The following is a 17,539-nucleotide window of genomic DNA, read 5'->3' as shown; positions in this document are numbered from 1 at the left end:
CCTGCCTCCCCACGCTATGCGCAGCACCGCGCCCGGGCCATCGGGCTTTGGCCGTACGTCTCGGGCCTCAGAGGACCTTGCCCGGATTGAGGAGCCCGAGCGGATCGAAGGCCGCCTTGACGGCCTGCTGCAACTCGACTCCCACAGAGCCGAGTTCGCGCGCCAGCCATTCCTTCTTCAGTACGCCGACACCGTGCTCGCCGGTGATCGTGCCGCCGAGTTCCAAGCCGAGCGCCATGATTTCGTCGAAGGATTCACGGGCGCGCCGCGACTCGTCCTCGTCCAGATGGTCGAAGCACACCACGGGATGCGTATTGCCGTCACCCGCGTGCGCGCACACCCCGATGACGAGGTCGTACTTCTCGGCGATGACAGCCGTCCCCTCCAGCATCGCGCCGAGCTTCGAGCGCGGCACGCACACATCGTCGATCATCGTCGCGGACTTCACGGCTTCCAGCGCCGTAAGGGACATCCGCCGCGCCTTCAGCAGCAGTTCGGACTCGGCGACGTCGTCGGCGGGGACGACCCCGGAAGCGCCGGCCGCGGTGCACAGCTCACCGACCACCGCCAGGTCGGCGGCCGGGTCCGGGGTGTCGAAGGCGGCCAGCAGCAGCGCCTCGGTGGACTCGGGAAGACCCATGTTCGCCATCTTGTTGACGGCGCGCAGTGTCGTACGGTCCATGAGCTCAAGCAGCGAAGGGGCATGCCCGCGCGCCATGATCTCGCAGACGGCGTCGCAGGCGGCGGCCACGGTCGGGAACTCGGCGGCGAGGACGAGCTGGCGCGGTGGTGCGGGCTTCAGCGCGAGCACCGCCTTGACAACGATGCCGAGGGTGCCTTCGGAGCCGACGAAGAGCCGGGTGAGGTCGTAGCCCGCGACCCCCTTGGCCGTGCGCCGCCCCGTCGTGAGAAGCCTCCCGTCGGCAAGCACGACATCCAGCCCCAGCACGTACTCAGCGGTCACGCCGTACTTCACACAGCACAGCCCACCGGCAGCCGTGCCGATGTTGCCGCCGATGGTGCACATCTCCCAACTCGACGGATCCGGCGGGTAATAGAGCCCTTCCTCACCCACAGCACGCGACAGCACCGCGTTGATCACCCCCGGCTCGACCACGGCGATCCGATCAACCGCACTGATCTCCAGAATCCGGTCCATCTTCACCAGCGACAGCACGATGCAGCCGTCCGTCGCGTTGGCGGCGCCGGACAGCCCCGTCCGCGCGCCCTGCGGCACGACGGGGACGCGCAGCGCGGTCGCGGTGCGCATGACGTGCTGGACCTGCTCGACGGTGCGCGGCAGGACCACCACGGCCGGGGCTCCGGCCTCGCAGAATCCGGCCATGTCATGGGCGTACGACGCCATGATGTCCGGGTCGGTGATCAAAGCCTCGGCCGGGAGGCCCGCGCGCAGCTGTACGAGAAGATCGTCCATGGTCCCAGCGTGGCACTCGGGGCCATCGGTGTGAACCCGTCTGCGATCCACTTCGCGCGTCCGGACGAGCTCCTGGCGCTGGCGCACAGTGAGCGGCATGCGGAAGGAATTGCAGGTGAAGCGGCGGTGGCCCCGGGTCGCCGCGTTCACGGTCACGGTGGTGCTCGCGGCCGGCGCCGCAGGGGTGCTCACGTCGGGGTGGCTGGACGAGGAAGCGCCGGCGCCGGGCCCCGTCGGGCGGGCGATGGCCGCCGTCGAGGCCGTGGGCGCCGGGGTGCCGGCCTCCGCCGCCGACCTGACCGCACTCATCGGCGACCGCGAGTCGTGGCTGCGCGCGCACCCCGAGGACGACCATTCCTGGTCGGTGCTCGGCTCGGCGTACCTGGAGCGGGGCCGCTGGACGGCCGACCCGGAGGACTTCCCCCGCGCGGAGATGGCGCTGCGGCACTCGCTGTCCGTACGCCCCGAGAAGAGCGGCAATCCTGACGCCCTGGTCGGTCTCGCGGCGCTCGCCCATGCCCGGGGGGACCACCGTGCGGCGAAGAAGTGGGGCGAGGCGGTACGGAAGCAGTCCCCGAGGCGCTGGACGGCGTACCCGGTGCTGATCGGCGTGTACACGCGGCTGGGCGACCAGAACGCGGCCGCCGAGGCGCTGAAGAAGCTGGAGGCGCTGCACCCCGGCCCCTCGGTGCGGCGGCTCGCGGCGGAGGTGTACCGCGACCGGGGCTGGCGGGAGGACGCGGCGGCGACTCTGGCCGACGCGACGGCGCGTGCGGGCTCCGCCGCGGAGAAGGTGACCGGGCTTCACCTGATGGGTGAGCTGGCGTGGGAACGGGGCGAGCTGGAGGAGGCCCTGAGCCACTACGAGGCGGCCCTGCGGACGGACCCCGGCTACGCGAGAGCCCAGGCGGGGCGTGCCCGGGTCCTGGCGGCGCTGGGCCTCACGGCCGACGCGGAACGCGATTACCAGACCGCGCTGGCGGTCACCCCGCTTCCTGAGCTCCACCTGGAGTACGGCGAGCTGTTGCAGTCCCTGGGCCGCGAGGCGCAGGCGCAGGCGCAGTACACCCTCGTACGGGAAGGGGTGGCCCTGCGGCAGCGTCGCGGGGGCGGCGGGAACGAACTCCTCCTCGGGCAGCTCGACGCGGATCACGGTGATCCGGCCTCGGCGGTGCGGCGGTTGCGGGCGGAGTGGCAGCGGCATCCGAACGCGCATGTCGCGGACGCGCTGGCCTGGGCCCTGTTCCGGTCCGGTGAGAAGCGCACCGAGGCCCTCAAGTACGCCCGGAAAGCCACGAACTACGGCTTGCGCAACGCGCAGTTCTTCTACCACTTGGCCACGATCGAACGAGACGTGCGCAAGTACGGCGCGGCCAGGCGCCACTTGGAGGAGGCGTTGCGCATCAACCCGGCGTTCTCCCCGCTGCTGGGGCCGAAGGCGCGGGAGGCGCTGAACGCCCTGGGTGAGCCCTCGGGGGTTGGGCTCCGCCGCTGAGCGCTTCGCAGGCCACGGTGCCAGGAGGGGCCGTGTCGGGGCGCTCCCCGCAGGGTGTCGAACGCAACGCGCCCGAACGTGCCCGGTGCCCGAACGTTCGGCACCCGAGGAGACGCCCCGGCGCGGCACCGACCCCCCAGGGGTGGCAGAGCGGTGGCGCCCCCGGCGGAGTGGGGCTCCGCCCCAGACCCCGGTCCTCAAACGCCGGACGGGCTGAATGCGGCCGGACGGGCTGGAAGGGGCCGGAGGCAGGGGCTGCGGCGGCGGTAGGGGCCGGGAGCTAGAGCGCTGCCGTGCCGATCAGGGCGTTGCGGGTGATCAGGGCTGCCAGGGACGGTTCGTCCAGGCCCTCCGTGCCCGCCGGCCGACGCGGCAGGACCATGTAGCGCGTCTCCGACGTGGAGTCCCACACCGTCACGGCGACATCATCCGGCAGCACCAGGCCGAATTCCGCCAGCACCGCCCGCGGCTCCCGCACCACCCGCGACCGGTACGCCTCGCTCTTGTACCAGCTCGGCGACGGCCCCAGCAGCCGGATCGGGTAGCAGGAGCAGAGCGTGCAGACCACGACGTTGTGCGTGTCGGCCGTGTTCTCGACGACGCGCAGCCGCTGCGGCTGCACTCCCCCGGCCGACAGCCCCAGCTCCGCGACGGCCGTGGTCCCGTCGGCCAGCAGCCGCGCCCGAAACTCCGGGTCCGTCCACGCCCGGGCCACGACGCGCGCGCCCCCGGCCGCCGAGGCGCCCGTAAGAAACGCGTCGATGGCTTCGTCGACCGCGGCGCCGGTGACGATGCCACGGTCCTCCAGCAGCGTCTCCAGGCGCCGCACCTGGCGGGAGATCAGCGCATCGGAGTGGGAGGTGGTTCCGGTCACGACTGGTCGTCCTCCAAGTAGCTTTCGAACAGGTCCAGAACCACGTAATGATCACCTTCACCCCACAGGTCCCGCGCCGCGAACCGCACCGCGTACACCTGCTCCACGGGACAGTCCGTACGCCCCTGGGAGCGGACATCGGCCAGCGGCGCCCGCCCCTCCGGCTCGATGACCGTGCCGCGCTTGCCGCGGGCGTACCGCGGCAGGCGGGTGTGGTGAGGAGGGTCGTGGTGGACGGTACGGACACGCGCGCCCGGCGCGTAGCGGTCGGCGTCAGTCATCCAGCTCGCCCGCCGCGACAACGCCCTTGCGCTCCAGGAGCGTACGGATGGCGAAGAACCACCGCTCGTAGTACGACGCCGCGAGGTACTCCGCGGGCGGCATCGTCTCGACGGCGTCGCGGAACTCGTCGAGGTTGTAGACCTTCTGGGCGATGAGTGCGCCGTTGAGGGCGAAGACCCGCGCCTCCCAGTCGGCATGGAAGGGCTCTGTGTCGTCGGTGGTGTCGACGGGCCCGAAGCCCTGCATGCCGCCCACGTCGTTGATCCTGGCCATGCCAGGAGCTTATGCGTGCTGCTTGTAGTAGATCGAGTACCTGCGCGCGCCCGGCTCCCCCGAGGCGAAGCCCATGCACAGCTGCGGCTTGCTGGTGCGCCGTACGGCGAGGCCTTCCGGCTCCCGGTAGTCGAGGGAGTAACCGGCCTCGGTGCGGCTCCGCTGGACCAGGCTGCCGGTGCGGATGTCGATGCAGGAGACGTACGTGTTGCCGTGCCCGGAGGGCGGATTGGTGGTTCCGTACGGCTCGCCGGCCAGCTGGTACAGGTAGTTGCCGTGCAGCGCGAAGCCCTGGAAGTCGACGTCCGCGTCGGGGTGCGCGGCGGGCTGCGCGAAGTCGTGCAGGGGCTTCGAGAAGTTGCCCGCGACGGCGTGGGACAGGGAGAAGACGCGGTAGCGGACCTTGCCGCCGATGCGGTGGCGGACGGCGATCCGTTTGCGGCTCATGTCCACGGACGGCTGGTTGGCGGTGGACCCGGGGACGGGGTAGCGAGTGGATTCCGCCGAGCTGCGGCGTACCTTCCGGTCCACGAACCGGAACCGCGCGATGCCGCGCCCGAACGCCCCGGACTCGGCGACCCGCCCGTCCGACTCGGTCCAGATCCAGGTCGCCCCGGCCGCGTCCCGCTCGACGCCCATGCCGACGCCGTGCCCGTGCCCCAGCAGGTACATGTGCCCCAACCGGGTGCCGCTGAGGTCCAGTTGGTTGAGGCACATGTCGCCGCGCTGTCGCCGCTCCGTGCCGCTGTACGCCCGGGACTCGCCCGGAAGCTTGATTCCGCCCTGCATCACCTGGACGACGTACAGCCGCTTGCGGGAGTCGTCGAAGGCGAAGGACTGGAGGACGGTGGTATGTCTGAGCTGCTTCTTCCAGTGCCATCTCTTCGACGGCACGGCTAAGTTGATGCGCTCGTCACTCGTGCTCGCGCTGATACTAGTCATGGCCATGACTCACGATAGCGACCCTGCGCCCCCATGGTCAGGGGCGCGCAGGGCCGCGCACGCAGCACACGCAGTGCACGCAGCACGCGCAGCACACGCGGCACGCGCGGCACGCACGGCGCGCGCACTCACCCGCGGGCAGGCTCAGAGGTTGCCGCGCTTCTCCTGCTCGCGCTCGATCGCCTCGAAGAGCGCCTTGAAGTTGCCCTTGCCGAAGCCCATCGACCCGTGCCGCTCGATCATCTCGAAGAAGACGGTCGGCCGGTCCTGGACGGGCTTGGTGAAGATCTGCAGCAGGTAGCCGTCCTCATCGCGGTCCACCAGGATCTTCAGCTCGCGCAGGGTCTCGACCGGCACCCGGGTCTCGCCCGCCCAGTCGCCGAGGGTGTCGTAGTACGAGTCGGGCGTGTCCAGGAAGGAAACGCCCGCCGCCCGCATGCTGCGCACGGTCGCGACGATGTCGTTCGTGGCCAGCGCGATGTGCTGGACGCCGGCGCCGCCGTAGAACTCCAGGTACTCGTCGATCTGCGACTTCTTCTTCGCGATCGCGGGCTCGTTGATCGGGAACTTCACCTTCAGGGTGCCGTCCGCGACGACCTTCGACATGAGCGCGGAGTACTCGGTGGCGATGTCGTCGCCCACGAACTCCTTCATGTTGGTGAAGCCCATGACCTTGTTGTAGAAGGCGACCCACTCGTTCATCTTGCCGAGCTCGACATTGCCGACGCAGTGGTCAATCGCCTGGAAGGTGCGCTTGGCCGGCGGCTCGACGATCGGCTTCGCGGCGACGAAGCCGGGGAGGTACGGGCCGTCGTAACGGGACCGCTCGACGAGGGTGTGCCGGGTGTTGCCGTACGTCGCGATCGCGGCCAGGACGACAACCCCGTGATCGTCCTTGACCTCGTGCGGCTCCTCGAGGCCGCGCGCTCCGTGCTCGACGGCGTAGGCGTACGCGGCACGGGCGTCCGGGACCTCGATGGCGAGGTCGACGACGCCGTCGCCGTGCTCGGCCACGTGGTCGGCCAGGAAGCGCCCGCGGTCCGTGGAGGGCTTGATGACGGAGGTGAGGACGAACCGCGCGGCGCCGTTGGCCAGGACGTAACTCGCGGTCTCGCGGCTGCCGTTCTCCGGTCCGGAGTAGGCGACGAGCTTCATGCCGAAGGCGGTCGAGTAGTAGTGCGCGGCCTGCTTGGCATTGCCGACGGCGAAGACGACCGCGTCCATTCCCTTGACCGGGAAGGGATCGGCCTCACGCGCGGTGCTGGGGGTGGTGTGATGCGTGGTCTCAGTCATATCGGCAGAGTCTCTCCGTATCGCAAGCTGCGCAATAGTTCGCTGAAAGGCTGGGCAATATGCCCACTGATTCGCGAGAATGAGCGAGCGATCTGTACAGGATGCTCAGGGTCGTCGCGAGGCATCGGAAGCATCAGAAGGCGGGGGGTACCCCATGTCCACGGACGGTATCGACGAACTCGACGGCCGGCTCATCGTGCTGCTGGCGCGCGAGCCGAGGATCGGGGTGCTGGAGGCGTCGCGCCGCCTGGGCGTGGCGCGCGGGACCGTACAGGCGCGGATGGACCGCCTTCAGTCCAATGGAGTCATCCGCGGGTTCGGCCCGGACGTCGATCCGGCCGCGCTCGGCTATCCGGTGACGGCGTTCGCGACGCTGGAGATCAAACAGGGCCAGGGGGCCGACGTACGGGCGCATCTGACGACCGTCCCGGAGGTCCTGGAGCTGCACACCACCACCGGGCACGGCGACATGCTCTGCCGCCTCGTCGCCCGCTCCAACGCCGATCTTCAACGTGTGATCGACCGCGTTGTCGGTTTTGATGGCATTGTGCGGGCCTCCACGGCGATCGTCATGGAGAACCCCGTGCCGCTGCGGATCATCCCGCTGGTGGAGCAGGCCGCGGCGGACCGACCGGGCTGACCGGCCCGACCGGGCCGACGAGGGAGCACGAGGAGCACGCGTGAGCTTCTGGGAGTACCTGGGAAACCGGCACCAGCAACTGCTCACCGACGCCCTCCAGCACGTCAGCGCGGTCTTCCAGTGCATGGTGATCGCCACCGTGCTGGGCATCGCCATCGGCGTGCTCACCTACCGCAGCGACTGGGCCGGAAATCTGGCCATCACGTCCACGGCGACCGTCCTCACGATCCCCTCCCTCGCACTGATCGGCCTGCTGGCGATCAGCGACGCCGGGATCATCTACACCCAGGTCTCCGAGTCGGGGTCGTGCCTGCTGGGCGAGGTGTTCACCACCGACGGCCGGATCGAGGCGAACTGAGCGCGCGCCTGAACACCGAGGTCGCGCGGGAGCTGAACGGCAAGGTGGACGTGGACGGCGAGGACCCGCACGCGGTGGCGAAGGACTGGCTGGTGAAGGAGGGCTTCATCAGGGAGGGCTGAGAGTTGCAAAGGAAATATTGCAACGAACCACTTGCAAAGCATTCTTTGCAAGCCTAGGGTCAGGTCATGCCTGAGGCACCCAACCCCCGTATCCTCGACGCCCGTTCACTGCGCGGCCTCGCCCACCCCCTCCGCATCCAGCTGCTGAAGTCCCTCCGCCACGACGGCCCCGCCACCGCCTCCCAGCTGGCCGACCGGCTGGGCGAGTCCAGCGGCGCCACCAGCTATCACCTGCGCCAGCTCGCCGCGCACGGCTTCGTCGAGGACGACCCGGAGCGCGGCAAGGGCCGCGAGCGGTGGTGGAAGGCGGCACAGGAAGGGACCACCTTCAGCAGGGAGTTGCACCGCAGCCCCGATCCCGCCGTACGCGGAGCCGCGGACCTCTTCCTGCACGAGATCGCGAACATTCACACCCAGGAGCTCGGCACCTGGCTCGCCACCTCCCGCGAATGGCCCGAGGAATGGGCCGGCAGCTCGGACATGAGCGACTTCACACTCCAGCTCACCCCTGAGCAGCTGAAGGAGCTGAACGAGAAGATGCACGCGCTCATCAACAGCTACCACGGACGCTCCGACGAAGGCTCCGCCCAAGTCCGCCTGCATACGCACTCGTTCCCCCGCCGCCCCACGGACTGAGAGGAACCCGCCCACCATGCACCCCGACACACACCTCCATCTCCACCACCAGCGCGCCGCCGAACTGCACGCCCAGGCAGCCGAGTACGCCCGCATCCCCCGCCCCGCACCCCGCCGCGCCCTGCGCACCCGCCTCGGCTGGACCATGGTCGAGATCGGCCTGCGCCTCGCCCAGCACCCTCCCGCCCGGTCGGCCCGTATCGCATGACCGCCCAGGGGGGACGAAAACCATTCGCCGCCGTACTGGCGGCCAACACCATCTCCATAGCCGGTACTTCACTCACCATGATCGGCGTCCCGTGGTTCGTGCTCGAGACCACGGGCAGTGCCGGCCGCGCCGGTGTCGTCGCCTTCTGCGCGACGCTGCCGGTCGTCGTCTCCGCGCTCGTCGGCGGCCCCCTCATCGACCGGATCGGCCGTCGCCGGGTCTCCGTCGCCTCCGACCTGGTGTGCGGCCTCGCCGTCGGCGCGATCCCGCTGCTGCACTACGCCGGCGCGCTGGAGTTCTGGATGCTGTGCGCCCTGATGGCGCTCGGCGGCCTCGCCCATACGCCCGGCATGACCGCCCGTTACGTCCTGGTCCCCGACCTCGCCACCCACGCCGGCACCACCCTCGCCCGCGCCGCCAGCCTCTTCGAGGGCGTCTCGCGCGGGGCCCGCATGATCGGGGCCGCGCTGGCGGGCGTACTGATCGCGCTGTTCGGCGCCGAGGCGGTGCTGCTGCTCGACGCGGCGACGTTCGCGGTGTCCGCACTGCTGGTCGCGGCGGGGGTACGGGGCGTACAGGCGGCCGAGCCGCAGAAGGCGGCGGCGCCGGTGTCGTTCACGACGTACCGCACGGAACTCCGCGAGGGGTACGTCTTCCTCCTCCGCCACCGCCTCCTCCTGGCCATGGTGCTGATGGTGATGCTCACCAACGGCCTCGACCAGGGCTGGAGTGCGGTCCTCCTGCCCGTGCACGCCAAGGACAACCTGGGCGGCGCGACCGACCTCGGCCTGCTCGCCGCGGTCTTCGGCGGCTGCGCGCTGCTCGGCGCCCTGCTCTACGGCGCGGTCGGCGAGCGTTTCCCGCGCCGGGTGGTCTTCACGGTCGCGTTCCTGCTCTGCGGGCTGCCGCGCTTCGTCGTCGCCGCGCTCGTGGACGGAACGGCCGCGCTGGCCGTGACGATGGCGGCGGGCGGTCTGGCCGCCGGGATGCTCAACCCGATCCTGACGACGGTGACGTACGAACGCGTCCCGCAGGAGCTGCGCAGCCGCGTCGGCGGCGTCGCCACGGCCGGCTGCGAGCTGACGATGCCGCTCGGCGGGCTCGCGGCGGGCCTGCTGGTCGAGGAGGCAGGGCTGGTGACGGCGCTCCTGGTGGTCGGCGGGGCGTACTTCCTGGCGACGCTGAGCCCGGTGGTCTTCCCGTCCTGGCGGACGATGGACGACGTAAAACCACCAACGGCTGCTAGCAGCTCGGAACCTTCCCGCCCCTCTTCTCCAGCTCCACCAGAGCCCGCACCGCGTCCTTGAGCGTCGTGACGGGCACGAGCCGCAGCCCGTCCGGCAGCTCGGCCTGAGCCTGCGAGCACTCGTCCTTCGGCACGAGGAAGACCGTCGCCCCGTCGCGCCTGGCCGCCTGCGTCTTGAGCGGTACGCCGCCGACGGGGCCCACGTCTCCGCCGGAGGTGATCGTGCCCGTACCGGCGATGTTGCGGCCGCCGGTGAGGTCGCCGCCCGAACCGTCGCCGTCCAGCTTGTTCACGATGCCGAGCGAGAAGAGGAGTCCGGCGCTGGGGCCGCCGATGTCGGCGAGGTTGAGATCGACCTTGACCCGGTCGGGGCTCTTGCCGAGGTAGCCGAGCGCCGCGTCGACGGCGGTCTCCTGCGACTGCTCCATCTCCGCGACGTTGTGCTTCTCGATCTCGGCGTCGGTGCCGCCGGTCGGGTAGACCGCTTCCTTCGGCAGGACGGCCCGGTCGGTCCTGAACCACGCGTCGGCGACCTGCCCCAGGTCGACGTCGACGGACGGTCCGGTCGCCACGATCGTCGTCATCCGCAGCTGCCCGGTGGTCTCGCGGACCGGCGCCCCGGTGATGGTGATCACCGGCTTGCCCTTGTCGTCGCCCAGGACGTTCGCGGTACTGCCGGGCTGCGCGAGGACGTACGGCAGCGGCGCGAACCCGGCCACGGCGAGGAGCGCGAGCACGGAGGTCCCGCAAAGGGCGAGGACGCGGGGACGGGAGAGACGTGAGAGCACGCCCCTAATCTAGTGGGCTCGCACCCCTCTCCCCCGTGCACCGCTCCTCCCCCGTGCACCACTCGCACCGCTCCGCGGGCTTCGAGGCGCTGCGCCGGCCTCCGGCCGCCGGGCGCGCACCTCTCACCTCAGCGCGTCGGCGACCTCCCGCGCGGCGTCGACCACACGCGGCCCGACCCGCTCCGGGACGGAGTCGGCGAGCATGACGACCCCGACGCTGCCCTCCAGCCCGGTTATGCCGACCAGGGGTGCGGCCGCGCCGCTCGCGCCCGCCTCCAGTTCGCCGTGCGTGAGGGTGAAGCCGTCGACCGCCAGCGCGCCCTGACGGGCCGCGAGGATGGCCTTGCCGGCCGCACCCCGGTCGAGCGGATGACGAAACCCTGTGCGGTACGCCACGTGATAGTCGGTCCACGTCGGCTCGACGACCGCGACCGCGAGCGCCTCCGCGCCGTCGACCAGGGTCAGGTGCGCCGTGGCGCCTATGTCCTCGGCGAGCGAGCGCAGCGCGGGCAGGGCGGCTTCCCGTACGAGCGGATGGACCTGACGGCCCAGGCGCAGCACGCCGAGGCCGACGCGGGCACGTCCGCCCAGGTCGCGGCGTACGAGTGCGTGCTGCTCGAGGGTGGCGAGCAGCCGGTAGACGACGGTCCGGTTGACCCCGAGCTTGTTGGAGAGCTCGGTGACGGTCAGACCGTGGTCCGTGTCGGAAAGCAGCTTGAGGACACGAAGTCCTCGGTCGAGCGTCTGGGAGGTTTCCGCGGTCACGACGCCCACTCCTCTGTGGTGAGTGCGGCGGCTCTCTCACGCTGTGCGTCGCCAGTCCCTTCGGCGGCGCGCGCTGAGGCCGCCGGCAGGCCATGGCACCGGCTGCGCTCCGAGGCGGGTCTGCCACGGGGCGTATGCGTTGCGGGAAAGGTAGCGATCGACTCCGCTCAGCGGAAGACCTCGTCCAGAATCCGGGCGCCGGAGGAGAGTTGATCCCCATTCGGGACCAATCCCGCGCAGGCCCGGAACTGGAGCTACGGACACCAACAGCCGAGCGGGGCCCGGAGACAATCCTCCAAGCCCCGCTCCCCACCTCATTGGGGCGTCACCGCATCCGGGTGGCCCACTCCTGAACCTTCTTGATGCGTTCCTGGAGCTGCCCGGCCGTGGCCTCCGCGCTGGGCGGCCCGCCGCAGACGCGCCGCAGCTCGGTGTGGATCACGCCGTGCGGCTTGCCGGTCTGGTGGACGTACGCGCCGACCATGGTGTTCAGCGACTTCCGCAGCTCCAGCAGCTGCTTGTGCGTGACGACGGGCCGCGATTCGGCGGGCTTCTCCAGCAGGTCCGCCTCCGCCGCCGGCTTCTGCCGACTGTGCGCGATCTGCCGCGTCTGCCGCTTCTGAAGGAGGAGCTGCACCTGATCGGGCTCGAGCAACCCAGGAATCCCGAGGTAGTCCTGCTCCTCCTCACTCCCCGGGTGGGCCTGCATGCCGAATTCGGCGCCGTCGTACAGCACCCGGTCGAAAACCGCGTCGGACTCAAGAGCCTCGAAGGGCAACTGCTCCTCGGTCTCCTCGTCCTCCAGCTTCTCGGCATCGGCGAGAAGCTTGTCCTCCTCGCTGAACGGGTTCTCGTCCTCTCCAGCCTTCTTGGGCTTGTCGAGGACGTGATCCCGCTCGACCTCCATCTCATTGGCGAACTCAAGAAGCATCGGAATCGTAGGAACGAACACAGAAGCGGTCTCTCCCCGCCTCCTCGATCGCACGAATCGCCCGACGGCCTGGGCGAAGAAGAGCGGCGTCGAAATGGTCGTCGCGTACACCCCGACAGCGAGCCGCGGTACGTCGACGCCTTCCGACACCATCCGCACAGCGACCATCCAGCGCGATTCGTCCGCACTGAACTGGTCGATTTTCTTCGAGGCGGCCTTCTCATCAGAGAGAACAACAGTCGGCCGGTCCCCGGTGATCTTCTTCAGAATCTTGGCGTACTCGCGCGCGCTGTCCTGGTCGGAAGCGATCACCAGCCCGCCGGCGTCCGGAATCCCCTTCCGCACCTCGGTCAGCCGGGTGTCGGCGGCCGCCAGCACATTCGGGATCCACTCGCCCGTCGGCGCGAGCGCCGTCCGCCAGGCCTGCCCGATCGCGTCCCGGGTCATCGGCTCGCCGAGCCGGGCGGCGATCTCGTCACCAGCCTTGGTGCGCCAGCGCATGTTGCCGCTGTAGGACAGAAAGATGACGGGCCGCACGACACCATCGGCAAGGGCATTCCCATACCCATACGTGTAATCGGCGGAAGACCGCCGAATCCCGTCATTCCCTTCCTCATACGCAACAAAAGGGATGGGATTGGTGTCGGACCGAAACGGCGTACCCGTCAGGGCGAGCCGCCGGGTCGCCGGGTCGAACGCCTCCTGGCAGGCCTCGCCCCAGGACTTCGAGTCACCGGCATGGTGAATCTCGTCCAGAATCACCAGCGTCTTGCGCTGCTCGCACCGGTTCCGGTGGAGCATCGGGCGTACACCGACACCGGCATAGGTGACGGCGACCCCGTGGTACTCCTTGCTGAGCGGCCCGGCGCTGTAGTCCGGGTCGAGCTTGATGCCTATCCGGGCCGCGGCCTCCGCCCACTGCTTCTTGAGGTGCTCGGTCGGCGCGACGACGGTGATCTGCTGCACGACGTGGTGGTGCATCAGCCACGAGGCGAGCGTCAGCGCGAAGGTCGTCTTTCCGGCGCCGGGCGTCGCGACCGCGAGGAAGTCGCGCGGCTGGTCCTGGATGTACTTCTCCAGCGCCCCCTGCTGCCAGGCACGCAGCTTGTTGGCGGTGCCCCAGGGGGCGCGGCCGGGGAAGGCGGGTGAGAGGTGGTGGGAGGCGGTAGTAGTCACGGTCTCCGGTGGAATCCTAGGGGCCGCGCGCAGCGCGTCGGGCAGGGCGGCGGCGGGCGACGGGTGGGCTCTCGGGGGGCGGTAAGACAACCGGGCCACCCTACCGGCGCGCAGCATACGGGCCCGGCCGAACTCGGCCGGGCCCGCCGCAATTGCGATCCAGCTCACATCATGGGAGTGCCAGCTCCCGCAGGGCTTGCGAGATCATCTTCACTTCCTCCAGCTCCCCGGTGGCCACGGTGATCACGAGACGCTCGGCCGTGTCGATGTCCGGGCGCAGCTGCACGTCGTTCATGGCCAGAAAGACGACGCAGGACACCCAAGCGGTGCGCTTGTTGCCGTCGACAAAGGGATGGTTGATGACCAGCGACTGGAGCAGCGCGGCCGCCTTGTCGAACAGGTCGGCGTACGCCTCCTGCCCGAACATGGACGCCGACGGACGGTGCACAGCCGATTCCAGGAGCCCCGCGTCACGCACGACGACGACTTGGTCGTCCACGGCATCCTCGGCAATGGCCAGCACGTCCTCGGAATCCAGGTAGACGTACGTCACTTCAGCCGCTCCAGCAGCTCGGCCCACTTGGCGACCTGCTCCTTGGACGTCTTGCGGACGATGGCCTGGTGGGCTGTCCTGGCCAGGTAGTCGTCCACGGCCTTGAGCAGTATGGCGTGCATGCTCGTCCCCTCCTCCTCGGCGCGCTGCTTGAGAGCTTCGGTCTGGTCGTCGCGGAGACGCAGGTTCATAGCCATACCAAAACGGTACCAGCCGCTGGTGCCGAAGTGGTACCACATTCACTCTTCCGGGTTCACCCGCAACCGCGTAGCCACCCAAGCCCCCACCAGCGCCACCCCCGCCATCGGCAGGAACACCGCCGCGAAGGCCGCCGGATGTGATCCAGACGCCCCCGAGGCCGCCACGTGGCCCACCGCTCCGCCACCGAGCGCCGCGAAGACCGCACCCCCGATCGCCAGCAGCATGACATTGGACAGCCCGTCGGAGATCTGGAGGGCGGCGGAGTTGGCGCCCGCCTCCTTCGGCGGCGAGAGCTTGAGCAGCAGCACACTCGTCGAAGCGATGACCGTGCCCATACCGAAGCAGCCGACGCCCCAGGCGACCGCCACCACCCACACCGGGACGCCGGGAATGAGCACGCTCGGCGCGGTGGCGATGGCAGCCGCGACCAGCACCATGCCCCCGGAAACCATCCGCTCCCGGTACGGCTCCACGCGCGGCCGCGACTGTACGTACGACCCGAGCGCCCACGTCGCACCGCCGACCGCGAGCGAGAGCCCGGCCATGGTCGGCGACATCCCGCGCTGCGTAACCAGCATGAGCGGTACGAACGACTCGGCGGCAATGAACGAGCCGGCAGCGATCCCCCGCAGCAGCACCACCGAAGGCAGCCCGCGCGCCGCGACATACGTGCCACGCGGCAACAGCCCCAGCACGGCCGGCACGAGCAGCGCACCCCCCACCACCGCCGGAACCAACGACAGCCACCGCAGCTCCTGTCCGGCGTACTGAAGCAGCCCGGCCCCCAGCGAGATACCGAGCGCGAGCCGGATCCGCCGCCGGTCGAAGGCCGGAACGGGAGCACCGGCGTCAGCAGGGCCGCCCGCCATCCGCCGTATGGCGGGCAGAGCAAGAGCAAGCGGAAAAACAACCAGCACCGGAATACCGACAAAAACCCACCGCCACCCCAGCTGCTCCGTAACAGTCCCGGACACCAACGGCCCGACAACCGACGGCACAACCCAACTCGCGGCGAAGGCAGCCAGGATCGCCGGCTGCAACCGAGCCGGATACGCCCGGCTGACGACGACGTACAGCGCGACGATCACCAGCCCACCCCCCAGCCCCTGGACGGCCCGCCCAACGATGAACAGCCACATGGCATCCGCCGTGCCGGAGAGCAGCAGCCCAACCCCGAACGCACTGATACCGGCAGCGAGCGGCCCAAGCGGACCCCTCCGGTCGGCCCACTGCCCGGACAGGACCATGGCGAAGAGGCTGGTGGTGAAGTACGAGGAGAAGGCGAAGGCGTACAGCGAAACACCCCGCAGCTCCCGCGCGGCGACGGGCATGGCCGTACCGACGGCGGTCGCTTCGAACGCGATGAGCAGGACGACGGCGATGATGCCGATGCTGAGCGCGCGATGGGTCTTGCCAAGAACGCCGCTCTGATCTGCGGGTACGCCAGGTATCTCGGCTTCGGGCGCGACCTCGGCGTCGCGCGGCTCCAGGGCGGTCATCCGCCAAGAGTAAGGGGCGTAGCTCGCAATGACCCCTGTCTGAAGGAGGTCCCGCCGTCGGCCATTGGCCCTACGCCCGAGGTCGGCATATGAACACAACATGGCAGTCACATTGCGCCCCGACCTGATCCCTTGAAGTCGCGGACGCCACCGCCTTACGGTCGTGACATCACCACACGGCCGTGTACCCGAGTGGCTCAGGGACTTGCCTGCAAAGCAAGCGACGTCGGTTCGATTCCGATCACGGCCTCCCATCCCGCAACTAGACGGGCAGCACGCACACCGGAACCGGCGCGGCAAGCACCGCCCCCGCCGGCGAGAGCCGCCCTGTCCCCCGGTCCACGCGGAAAACCGCAACCGTGCCCGACTTCTGATTGGCGGCGAACAACAACACACCGGACGGGTCCAGAGCGATGTGCCGCGGGTACGAGCCCCCCGACGGCACCACAGACACCAGCCGCAGCGCCGCGCCCCCGCGCTCAACGCCGAAGACGGCGATGCTGTCGTGCCCCCGGTTGGAGACGTACACGAACCGCCCGTCGGGCGAAACGAGCACCCCCGCCGGGTAGTTGCGCTCGTCGAGCTCAGTGCCGGGCCCCAGAGTGGACTGGGGAGCGCCGGGGGTCAGGACCCCACTGCGCCGCTCGTAACCGCACACGACCACCGAGCTGTCCAGCTCGTTGACGACGTACGCGTGCCGCCCGGAGGGATGAAAGGCGAGGTGGCGAGGCCCGGCTCCGGGCTTCATCGCGGCGCGTTGACGCTCCCGGAGCTTTCCGCTGCGCGGGTCGAGCCAATAAGTGTGGACGGTGTCCGTACCCAGGTCGACGGCGACGACGTACCGTCCGCCGGGATCCGTGACGACCATGTGCGCGTGAGGCCCCTCCTGCCGCCCGGGGTCGGGCCCGGACCCCGTGTGCCGTACGACATCGGCGACCTCCCCCAGCACGCCCCCACGCCCAATGGGGTGTACGGACAAGCTGCCGCCGGTGTAGTTGGCGGTCAGCAGGAACCGCCCGTCGGGGTGCACGGACAGGTGGCAGGGATCAGCGCCCCCCGTGCCACGGGCACGCCCCAGCACCTCGGGCGCCCCGCCCCCGACGCGCACGGCGGCAACCGCACCCTTGGCGCGCTCGTCGACGGCGTACAGGGTCCGGCGGTCGGGCGAGAGCGCGAGGAAGGAAGGATTCTGCACACCGGTGAGCACCCCGGTGGAGGCCAACTGTCCGCTGCGCGGCCGGTACGACGCGAGCCCGATGCCGGTGCCACCGCCGGGCTGGGTGGTGTACGTACCGAGGTACGCGCGGCGTACAGCAGGTGCGGTGGCCAACGCATCACCTCTAGTGAGCGCGACGGCAGCCCCCGCACCGGCGAGCAGCCCGAACCCTCGTCGGCTCACGCCACGCGTCGCATCACTCATGAGGCCCCTCACGCATCCGAGAGTTCGAGAGTCGGCACTGCGCTCGCATAGTCGCCCGGCCCAATACACCGACACAAGGGGCCGCGCGGACTTACCCCCCATCCCCTTGAACACTCACCCCGCTGCTCGGGTACTGCGACGAACCCCGCACATGACGCAAATCCAAGCCACCCAAATACCTCAAAGCCGGGCAAATCAGCCGCCCCTCTTCGCCATCTGCTGGTTTCGTCCCACCCACCAGGACCAGCCACGCGCCTGCGGCCCAACCAACCACCAGCCGGGGCGGACGCCACACCCACCCGAGTCCCCCCATCCAACTCACGCGCCCCACCCGCAGACCCATGAGTGTGCAGGTCGACCCGCCAGCCTCGCCGTCCGCTCACCTGGGTGCTCGCGTGCGCA

18 protein-coding genes, 1 tRNA gene and 2 pseudogenes are annotated in these 17,539 nt (G+C 69.9%); 8 read left to right on the top strand and 13 right to left on the bottom strand.

Annotated features, from left to right (window positions below):
• Window positions 1-67: 67 nt before the first annotated feature.
• A complete protein-coding gene (locus tag ABZX79_RS30175) occupies window positions 68-1,435 on the bottom strand; it encodes an FAD-linked oxidase C-terminal domain-containing protein (protein WP_355264590.1) in 1,368 nt (455 codons plus the stop codon).
• Window positions 1,436-1,532: 97 nt separating this feature from the next.
• Between ABZX79_RS30175 and ABZX79_RS30170 the strand changes: the two genes are divergently transcribed.
• Complete coding sequence (locus tag ABZX79_RS30170; RefSeq protein WP_355264587.1) at window positions 1,533-2,930, top strand: tetratricopeptide repeat protein; 1,398 nt, start codon at window positions 1,533-1,535, stop codon at window positions 2,928-2,930.
• Between the two features lie 280 nt (window positions 2,931-3,210).
• Here the strand turns inward: ABZX79_RS30170 and nthA are convergent, their stop codons facing one another.
• The 5 genes from nthA to hppD form a co-directional block, all read right to left on the bottom strand.
• Window positions 3,211-3,804, bottom strand: a complete 594-nt coding sequence (gene nthA / locus ABZX79_RS30165) for a nitrile hydratase subunit alpha (RefSeq protein ID WP_355264584.1) — start codon at window positions 3,802-3,804, stop codon at window positions 3,211-3,213.
• On the bottom strand, window positions 3,801-4,085 hold the full coding sequence (locus ABZX79_RS30160; RefSeq protein WP_355264581.1) for an SH3-like domain-containing protein: 285 nt from the start codon (window positions 4,083-4,085) through the stop codon (window positions 3,801-3,803). Before ABZX79_RS30160 ends, nthA begins: the two co-directional genes overlap by 4 nt.
• On the bottom strand, window positions 4,078-4,359 hold the full coding sequence (locus tag ABZX79_RS30155) for an SH3-like domain-containing protein (protein ID WP_214969307.1): 282 nt from the start codon (window positions 4,357-4,359) through the stop codon (window positions 4,078-4,080). The genes ABZX79_RS30160 and ABZX79_RS30155 overlap by 8 nt, the downstream gene beginning before the upstream one ends.
• Before the next feature lie 9 nt (window positions 4,360-4,368).
• Window positions 4,369-5,301, bottom strand: a complete 933-nt coding sequence (locus ABZX79_RS30150) for a Teichoic acid biosynthesis protein C (Precursor) (protein ID WP_355264577.1) — start codon at window positions 5,299-5,301, stop codon at window positions 4,369-4,371.
• A 144-nt stretch (window positions 5,302-5,445) separates the two neighbouring features.
• Window positions 5,446-6,594 carry a 4-hydroxyphenylpyruvate dioxygenase gene (hppD, locus tag ABZX79_RS30145; RefSeq protein ID WP_355264574.1) on the bottom strand — a complete coding sequence of 383 codons (1,149 nt, stop codon included), beginning with the start codon at window positions 6,592-6,594 and terminating at the stop codon, window positions 5,446-5,448.
• Window positions 6,595-6,748: 154 nt separating this feature from the next.
• On the opposite strand from hppD, the gene ABZX79_RS30140 reads away from it, so the two are divergent.
• The 6 genes and pseudogenes from ABZX79_RS30140 (at window position 6,749) to ABZX79_RS30115 (ending at window position 9,865) form a co-directional block, all read left to right on the top strand.
• Window positions 6,749-7,234, top strand: coding sequence for an Lrp/AsnC family transcriptional regulator (locus ABZX79_RS30140; protein WP_214969326.1), 486 nt, complete (start codon window positions 6,749-6,751; stop codon window positions 7,232-7,234).
• Between the two features lie 40 nt (window positions 7,235-7,274).
• Window positions 7,275-7,490 (top strand): annotated as a pseudogene (locus ABZX79_RS30135) (ABC transporter permease); the annotation flags it as partial.
• 9 nt (window positions 7,491-7,499) lie between these two features.
• Window positions 7,500-7,714 (top strand): annotated as a pseudogene (locus tag ABZX79_RS30130) (glycine betaine ABC transporter substrate-binding protein); the annotation flags it as partial.
• Window positions 7,715-7,780: 66 nt separating this feature from the next.
• Window positions 7,781-8,350 carry a winged helix-turn-helix domain-containing protein gene (locus tag ABZX79_RS30125; RefSeq protein WP_355264569.1) on the top strand — a complete coding sequence of 190 codons (570 nt, stop codon included), beginning with the start codon at window positions 7,781-7,783 and terminating at the stop codon, window positions 8,348-8,350.
• A gap of 16 nt (window positions 8,351-8,366) precedes the next feature.
• Complete coding sequence (locus tag ABZX79_RS30120; protein ID WP_355264567.1) at window positions 8,367-8,558, top strand: hypothetical protein; 192 nt, start codon at window positions 8,367-8,369, stop codon at window positions 8,556-8,558.
• On the top strand, window positions 8,555-9,865 hold the full coding sequence (locus ABZX79_RS30115) for an MFS transporter (protein WP_355264564.1): 1,311 nt from the start codon (window positions 8,555-8,557) through the stop codon (window positions 9,863-9,865). The genes ABZX79_RS30120 and ABZX79_RS30115 overlap by 4 nt, the downstream gene beginning before the upstream one ends.
• Here the strand turns inward: ABZX79_RS30115 and ABZX79_RS30110 are convergent.
• The 6 genes from ABZX79_RS30110 to ABZX79_RS30085 all read right to left on the bottom strand — a co-directional run bounded on the left by ABZX79_RS30110 (window position 9,801) and on the right by ABZX79_RS30085 (window position 15,717).
• Entirely contained in the window at window positions 9,801-10,592 is a 792-nt protein-coding gene (locus ABZX79_RS30110) for a S16 family serine protease (RefSeq protein ID WP_355264561.1), read from the bottom strand. The genes ABZX79_RS30115 and ABZX79_RS30110 overlap by 65 nt on opposite strands.
• A 123-nt stretch (window positions 10,593-10,715) precedes the next feature.
• Window positions 10,716-11,357 carry a helix-turn-helix domain-containing protein gene (locus ABZX79_RS30105; RefSeq protein ID WP_214969334.1) on the bottom strand — a complete coding sequence of 214 codons (642 nt, stop codon included), beginning with the start codon at window positions 11,355-11,357 and terminating at the stop codon, window positions 10,716-10,718.
• A 325-nt stretch (window positions 11,358-11,682) separates the two neighbouring features.
• Complete coding sequence (locus ABZX79_RS30100; protein ID WP_355264649.1) at window positions 11,683-13,464, bottom strand: DEAD/DEAH box helicase; 1,782 nt, start codon at window positions 13,462-13,464, stop codon at window positions 11,683-11,685.
• Window positions 13,465-13,633: 169 nt separating this feature from the next.
• Window positions 13,634-14,017, bottom strand: coding sequence for a type II toxin-antitoxin system death-on-curing family toxin (locus ABZX79_RS30095; protein WP_355264558.1), 384 nt, complete (start codon window positions 14,015-14,017; stop codon window positions 13,634-13,636).
• Window positions 14,014-14,214, bottom strand: coding sequence for a CopG family transcriptional regulator (locus ABZX79_RS30090; RefSeq protein ID WP_355264555.1), 201 nt, complete (start codon window positions 14,212-14,214; stop codon window positions 14,014-14,016). Before ABZX79_RS30090 ends, ABZX79_RS30095 begins: the two co-directional genes overlap by 4 nt.
• Window positions 14,215-14,256: 42 nt before the next feature.
• A complete protein-coding gene (locus tag ABZX79_RS30085; RefSeq protein ID WP_355264552.1) occupies window positions 14,257-15,717 on the bottom strand; it encodes an MFS transporter in 1,461 nt (486 codons plus the stop codon).
• 178 nt (window positions 15,718-15,895) lie between these two features.
• Between ABZX79_RS30085 and ABZX79_RS30080 the strand changes: the two genes are divergently transcribed.
• A tRNA-Cys gene (locus ABZX79_RS30080) sits at window positions 15,896-15,967 on the top strand.
• 12 nt (window positions 15,968-15,979) lie between these two features.
• On the opposite strand, the gene ABZX79_RS30075 is transcribed toward ABZX79_RS30080, so the two are convergent.
• Window positions 15,980-17,137: a lactonase family protein gene (locus ABZX79_RS30075; protein WP_355264549.1), complete on the bottom strand. Its 1,158-nt coding sequence runs from the start codon at window positions 17,135-17,137 to the stop codon at window positions 15,980-15,982.
• Window positions 17,138-17,539 lie beyond the last annotated feature (402 nt).

The sequence above is a fragment of the Streptomyces sp. NPDC002994 genome, assembly GCF_040611155.1.
Classification (GTDB): Bacteria; Actinomycetota; Actinomycetes; order Streptomycetales; family Streptomycetaceae; genus Streptomyces.
Note: the sequence above shows the minus strand (reverse complement) of the source record. Positions and strands in the feature narration are given on the sequence as shown.